General features: G+C 29.0%; 8 protein-coding genes. All 8 read left to right on the top strand.

What is annotated here, in order from left to right:
- Nucleotides 1-279 precede the first annotated feature (279 nt).
- The 8 genes from KQI16_RS00365 (at nucleotide 280) to lgt (ending at nucleotide 6,819) form a co-directional block, all read left to right on the top strand.
- Complete coding sequence (locus KQI16_RS00365) at nucleotides 280-1,107, top strand: rolling circle replication-associated protein (protein ID WP_216431452.1); 828 nt, start codon at nucleotides 280-282, stop codon at nucleotides 1,105-1,107.
- 2 nt (nucleotides 1,108-1,109) lie between these two features.
- Nucleotides 1,110-1,364: a hypothetical protein gene (locus KQI16_RS00360; RefSeq protein WP_216431451.1), complete on the top strand. Its 255-nt coding sequence runs from the start codon at nucleotides 1,110-1,112 to the stop codon at nucleotides 1,362-1,364.
- A gap of 46 nt (nucleotides 1,365-1,410) precedes the next feature.
- Nucleotides 1,411-2,871, top strand: coding sequence for an FtsK/SpoIIIE domain-containing protein (locus KQI16_RS00355; protein ID WP_216431450.1), 1,461 nt, complete (start codon nucleotides 1,411-1,413; stop codon nucleotides 2,869-2,871).
- A complete protein-coding gene (locus tag KQI16_RS00350) occupies nucleotides 2,858-3,247 on the top strand; it encodes a hypothetical protein (protein ID WP_216431449.1) in 390 nt (129 codons plus the stop codon). The genes KQI16_RS00355 and KQI16_RS00350 overlap by 14 nt, the downstream gene beginning before the upstream one ends.
- Nucleotides 3,248-3,361: 114 nt before the next feature.
- On the top strand, nucleotides 3,362-3,763 hold the full coding sequence (locus KQI16_RS00345; protein ID WP_216431448.1) for a hypothetical protein: 402 nt from the start codon (nucleotides 3,362-3,364) through the stop codon (nucleotides 3,761-3,763).
- A 449-nt stretch (nucleotides 3,764-4,212) separates the two neighbouring features.
- Complete coding sequence (locus KQI16_RS00340) at nucleotides 4,213-5,457, top strand: HlyC/CorC family transporter (RefSeq protein WP_216431447.1); 1,245 nt, start codon at nucleotides 4,213-4,215, stop codon at nucleotides 5,455-5,457.
- A gap of 96 nt (nucleotides 5,458-5,553) precedes the next feature.
- The gene (locus KQI16_RS00335) at nucleotides 5,554-6,009 is read left to right on the top strand and encodes a nucleoside deaminase (protein WP_216431446.1); all 456 of its coding nucleotides are present in this window, start codon (nucleotides 5,554-5,556) and stop codon (nucleotides 6,007-6,009) included.
- Between the two features lie 42 nt (nucleotides 6,010-6,051).
- The gene (gene lgt / locus KQI16_RS00330) at nucleotides 6,052-6,819 is read left to right on the top strand and encodes a prolipoprotein diacylglyceryl transferase (RefSeq protein WP_216431445.1); all 768 of its coding nucleotides are present in this window, start codon (nucleotides 6,052-6,054) and stop codon (nucleotides 6,817-6,819) included.
- Nucleotides 6,820-6,830 lie beyond the last annotated feature (11 nt).

The raw sequence follows: 6,830 nt of genomic DNA, 5'->3' as shown, positions 1-6,830 counted from the left end.
CTTGAAACTCCATATTTTCTTGCTAAGTCACTATAGTTTGGTTTCATATTTAAGCACCTCAAAATGTTCAGTTCTGCCTTTATTGTTTCTATCATGCTAATTACCTCCTTACGTCGGAGATAATTATACTATTTCATTTGCAATTCTGTTAAGTTTTATATTTGTAATCTTGTTAATTTTTATTTTAGCATTAATATGGCATAAAGATATAAATAAAAATACTCCTTAACTTGTTAGTAGTGGCGTAATTCAAACAGAAACAATATAAAAGGGTTTAAAATGTATAATCTAAAGGTTATTAAGTCGGGGGACAGATTAGAAATATTTAAAATTAATAACTATGTGATTAATGAGAGTAAGAAAGATGAAGGCTATAAAAGAATAGAAAAATTACTAGAAGAGAGCAACGAAGAGGATAAGAAAAAAGATGAGAATAAGGGAGCAATTAAGGATAAAAAAGAAAATAGAAAAGACACTCTAAATAAGGCGAGAAACAATATTATAAGGCTTATTAAGGCTAATAGTGATATGAATACTTTTATAACATTAACATTTGCTAAGGAACAGGATTATAAGGAAAGCAAGAAAAGTTTAAACCTACTCTTTACTAAATTAAGAAGAGATTATAAGAATCTAAAATATTTGTGGGTTTTGGAGTATGGAGATTTAAACAATAGATTGCATTATCACTTACTTTGTAATATACCTGTTGAAATAAAATTAAGCAGCAGCAAGGAGAGAAAAAGCAAGGAGCATAAGGAACTAGAAAATAAATTTAATAACAAATATTGGGGATTTGGGTTTGTAGATATAAGGAGTTTGAATCAAGAGGATAATACAAATATAGCTCTATATGTTGCAACTTACATTACAAAGAGTATGGAGAATAGAGAGCTTGAAGGCTATAGGATTTATGGTTATAGCCGTAAAACATTGGACAAGCCTATTGAAGTTAAGATGTACACAAAAGATAGTATAGAAACGATTTTAAGCCAGTTTGAAGGGTATGAAATAACATACTCAAATAGTTATCCTATAGGTTATACAGATTGGAAAGGGGACCATATAGGGAAAGTAAATTATTATGATTTGAAAAAGGAGAGGTAAATATGAAACTAAATAAAGTTAATGTATTGGTAACTAAAGTAGATTTAAAGCAAAATCAAAAGGGAGAAGCTTACGTTTTAATAGATTTATTAGATATGGAAAGTGGAGACAGTTTTAATATTATTAGCAAGGATTTAGAACTAATGAAGGTCTTAAATCAAATGAATAAATATGAGATTGATTTAAACCTTTCATCTTCACGATTTGGGTTAAGGCTTGAAATAGATAGGGTAAATTCCAACTTAGGGGAAATTTAATATATAAGGGGTTAGGCAATCTACCCCTTTAAAGGGAGGTTTAAATATGGAATTAGTTGTTGTTGGTGGGTTAGCAGCGACTTCATTATATTTAAGATTTACTATAGATCAGAGGAAAAAGAACAGCATTAAAAGAGATTGGGAAGAGTTGATGCAAGAATTAAAGTTACATTCTAAGGAATCAAAGATAGTTCCATCAGTAAGAAAGATTGAGTTTATAGAAAATGGATTTATATTAAATGTAAAAATACCATCAGGATTAAATATAAAAAAAATTGAAGATGTAAAAGAAGATATTGAAAATAAATTTGAGGGATTAGCTTTTATTCAAAAAATAAGGTTTAGTAGTACAATTAAAATAAAAATAGTTACAGAAGATATAGGAGAATATAAATTTGCCCCTGTAAAAACTCAACCTTATGAGATTTTAATAGGAAAAACATTTGATAATAGAGATTATTTAATTGATGTGAATAAAGATAGTCATATATTAATCGGTGGAGCTACAGGAACGGGGAAAACATTCTTATTAAGCACCGTATTAGCTAATTTGGTATATAACTCAAGTGATGAAATAGACTTGCACCTGGGGCAGATATTAAAGGGAGAATTAGGGTTATTTAAAAATTGTAAGCCAGTTAAATTTGCAAGTGAGGACTTAAAAGAAATAGCTGATGATCTAGAGAGAATTGCAAAGTTAATTGACAAAAGGAGCAAATATTTTTCATCTATAGGAATTAAGAATTTAAAGCACTACAATAAACATTTTAAAGATAAAAAGATAAAGAGAGTATTTTATATAATAGAGGAGTTATCTTTTTTTATGCCTTCAAGTAGTGATAGGGACGATATTAAGGAATTAAAAAATAAATGTTGGGACAATATTCTAACTATTGTTAAAGCTGGGCGTAGTAGTGGTATTCATTTAATCGCACTTACTCAAAGAACTACAGTATCAAACTTACCTAGTGATGTAAAATCTCAAATGTGTAGAATAAGCTTTAGGCAGATAAGCACCATAGATAGTAAAAACATTATAGAGTGTGAGGACGCTACAAATTTGGAGGATAGAGAGTGCTTGGTATATGGTACAAGCAAAACTATGGAGATAGTAAAAACTCCATTCCTAGACGAAGATTTTAAGGTTTTAAGTGATTATGTAAAAGAAATAATAACTCCTGAAAATTCCATTAATAAAGCCAAAAAGCTGCATGGAATAAAAACTATAATAGTGAATGAAGTTCCAAGAGAGTTGCCTTTATTAGAAGAACCAATCAAAAATAGAGAAATTATCACAGCTGAATCTTCAGCCCCCAAATTACAAGAAGAAGCTCCAGGGAAAAAGGAAGTAGCAGTAAAGGACCAGCCTGGAGAAATACAAAAAGAAAAATCACAAGAACAGGTAAAAGAGGGGGCTCAGGAAACAAAGGCTAAAAAGGAAAGTGTGCTTTATCAAAGACCACCTAAAAAGGTTAAAAAGGGAATGATTAAAATTGAAAATACCTAGAAGTCTAAAGAATAGAGCAATGGAAAAATATATTGCAGCACTAAAGAAAAATAAATGTGAGATAACCAAGATAGTCAATGATCCAGTTTATCTAAATGGTGAAATAACTCCTATATGCTTTTTAGAGTTTATAAAGGATGGTTATATATACCTAACATTGTTAGAATTCAATTTTAAGGGGTGTTTAACTAACTTTAGGGTAAATATATCATATGAAAAGTTATACAGGCTTAGAAACGATTTTAAAGAGTTTAGAGGGGTATTCCCTATATTAGTTATAACTACAGAAAATAAGAGTATTAGATATAACTCCAAGAATTTTGAAGTAGTTTATACTGACTTAGAATTTAATAACTTAGATAAGTTTTTATTCTAAGTCTTTACATACCTCATTTCCACATCAGAAAACTATTTATACAAAACACCAGAAAACACTTACACAAAACTAAAAAGAAGAGGTATGAATATACAATAAAAGGAGAGATAAAACATGATAAAAATACTAATGATAATACTTTTATTTACTACAGTTAAAGTTTTACTAGGATACTTAGTTTCAAGATTAAAAAGCTCTAAGAAAAGAACTATATCAGCCGAAGAAGTAATTCAGTTTAAGGGACTTACTAAGGAACGATATGAGAAAGTAGTAGCTCCTATTATGTGGGATAATAAAAACTACTACGAACAACTAAAATTCAATATGTTTGATAGTGAGATTAACACGCCTTACATTCAAATTATTGAAAATAATAAACCTTGTAATAATGCTAAAATAGAGTATAAAAAGAAAAAATCTAATGTTATACCTATTCAAGATTATTATAAAGGAATAGAAGAGGAATATAATTCGCTTAAAGAATTGTTTAAAGAAAAACATTCTGATATAAGTTAGTAATTATATTCTTGTATAAGTAGTTTGCGTTTAATTTAATTTTATTATTCAGAGTAAGGAAAAATCTTTACTCTTTTTTTTACCTTTAATTATTTAGCAATGAGAAATTTAAAAGCCTAACATAATAAGATAGTAGGTTAAAAAATATCGGCTGTATACCGACCAAATACCGACATTTATTTAATATTTATATCAACATAAGAAAATTTATAAATGTACAAGCTATAATAAAAGTTAAGTAAATACAAGGGTTTAAGAAGTTTTGGGGACAAGCTAATATTTATAAAAATCTATGGTTTTATTCCTGTTGGGGATACCAGGAAAGTCTGCAAATTTTAATAAGAAATTTGTGGGCTTTTATCTTTTATTTTTTATATAAAAGGAATTAAATATAAATTATGGTATAATATTTATATAAGAATATATTTATTTTAGGAGTGAGGAATAGTTTGGACAGTTACACGTGGCAGATAATTTTACTAATAGTATTATTAATTTTATCGGGCTTTTTCTCCATGTCAGAAACAGCTTTAATGGCCTTAAGTAAAATTAGAATAAGGCATATGGTAGATGAAGAGGTAAAAGGAGCAAAACTAATAGAAAAGTTACTAGAGGATCCTGGTAAGATATTAAGTGCCATCTTAATCGGTAATAATATAGTTAATATTGCAGCATCCTCAATAGCAACTTCAATTGCAATTTCTTCTTTTGGTGAAGGTTCAATAGGATTTGTAACTGCAATTATGACAGTTTTGGTACTAATATTTGGGGAAATAACTCCAAAATCTTTAGCAAAACTAAATTCAGAAAAAGTTTCTTTGGCAGTAATAAAACCTATCAGTATTTTAGTAATAATATTTAATCCGTTAGTAACAATTTTTACAAAGGTTTCTGGCTTATTAATAAAAATATTAGGAGGAGAAGCTAACAATAGGGAACAATTTATAACAGAAGAAGAAATAAAAACTATGGTTGGAGTAAGCGAAGAGCAGGGCGTTCTTGAAGACGTTGAAAAAGAAATGATATTTAATGTTATAGAATTTGCAGATTCTCAAGTAAGGGATGTTATGGTTCAAAGAGTTGACATCGTGGCATTACCTTCTGATGCTAGTTATGAAGAAGTTATGGAAGTCATTAAAAGGGAGCAGTTTTCAAGAATACCTATATATAAAGATAAGATAGATGATATCATAGGAATATTGGGGATAAAGGATCTTATTTTAGTTGATAATCCTAATGAAAATTTTAATGTCTTAGATTATATAAGAGAACCATATTACACCTTTGAATATAAGAAGATATCTGAACTATTAAATGAAATGAAGAAAACAAGAAATCATATGGCAGTAGTTTTAGATGAATATGGTGGTACTGTTGGTATAGTAACTATAGAGGACTTAATTGAAGAAATTGTTGGTGAAATAGAAGATGAATATGATAAAGAAGATGATGATGAAATAATAGTAGTAAAAGAAGATGAATATATAGTTGATGGAAGTGCCAAACTAGATGATATATCAGAGCTTATAGGAGTTAATATGGAATCAGAGGAATTTGATTCTATAGGTGGCTTAGTAATGGGGCAATTAGGAAGAATCCCTAAGGAAAAGGAAGAAGTCAAATATAATAATATTAAATTTATTGTAGAGAAAGTGGATAGAAATAGAGTCAAGAAAGTGAGAATTTTTACTTAAATAATTCAAAGTTGACAATGTATAATTAACTTAAAAGCAGGGTTGTTTCATAACATAAGTTGTGTTACAGCTCTTTTTTATGGAAAGGAAATTTTTATGGATTATATTGATATAGCCTTAGAAGAGGCTCAAATTGCATATAATAAGGGAGAAGTACCTGTTGGAGCTGTTATTGTTAAGGATGGAGAAATTTTATCTAGAGCTCATAATTTAAAGGAAACTCTAAACAAGCCAACTGCTCATGCAGAGATTTTAGCCATAGAAGAAGCCTGTAAAAAATTAGGTAATTGGAGGCTTCAAGGAGCAGAAATGTATGTTACCTTAGAACCGTGTCCAATGTGTGCGGCTGCCATAGCTCAAAGCAGAATATCTAAACTTTATATAGGAACCTTTAATAGAGATATGGGGGCTTGCGGATCTATAGTTAACTTACTAGACTATAATATTTTTAATTGGTATGTTCAGGTAAACTGGCTATATAATGAAAGTTGCAGTAAGTTGCTTACAAATTTCTTTTATAATACTAGAAATAAAGTTGATAATAAACTATAATAAGAACAAGTATTTTACAATAAGTAAGGTAAGGTGATAAATATGAATAGAGTGGCTTTTGAAATATTTGGTATAGAAATTATGTGGTATGGAATAATTATATCTCTTGGTGTAGTAGCAGCTTTGTTATTAGCCAACATCTTAGCTAAGAAAAAAGGATTAAACTTTGAAGTAATAGTTGATGCCTTCTTAGTAGTATTTCCAGTATCAATAATTACAGCAAGATTATATTATGTTATTTTTGAATTTGAAAATTATCACTCTTTTATAGACGTTATAAACATAAGAAATGGCGGGATGGCAATCCACGGGGGAGTAATAGGTGCTTTAATTTCAGGATATTTATTTGCAAGGTACAGAAAGATAAACTTCCTTGAGTATGTAGATGTAATAATGCCGGGGGTTATTTTAGCACAAGCTATAGGAAGATGGGGAAACTTCATGAATCAAGAGGCCCATGGAGGAGAAGTTACAAAGGAATTTATTAGTAGATTTCCTGAGTTTATTCAAAGAGGAATGTATATAAATGGTGCTTATTATCATCCAACCTTTTTATATGAATCCATTTGGGATTTATTAGTTTGTATAGTTTTAGTATTATTAGCTCTTAAAAAGAAAGAAAAAGATAAAGGAATAGTTTTAGCTGGTTATGCAATTTTATATTCAATAGGAAGATTCTTTATTGAAGGCTTAAGAACAGATAGTTTAATGGTCTTTGGTTTAAGGACAGCTCAAATTGTAAGTTTAATATCAATAATTCTTGGAATAATATTAATTCTATGGATAAAAAGAAAAAAAGTTCATTATTAACAAAAAACTAC

Origin of the sequence: Caproiciproducens sp. MSJ-32 (assembly GCF_018918055.1) — a bacterium.
GTDB lineage: Bacteria > Bacillota > Clostridia > Clostridiales > Clostridiaceae > Clostridium.
The sequence above is the reverse complement of the archived record's forward strand: the minus strand, read 5'-3'. Positions and strand labels throughout refer to the sequence as shown.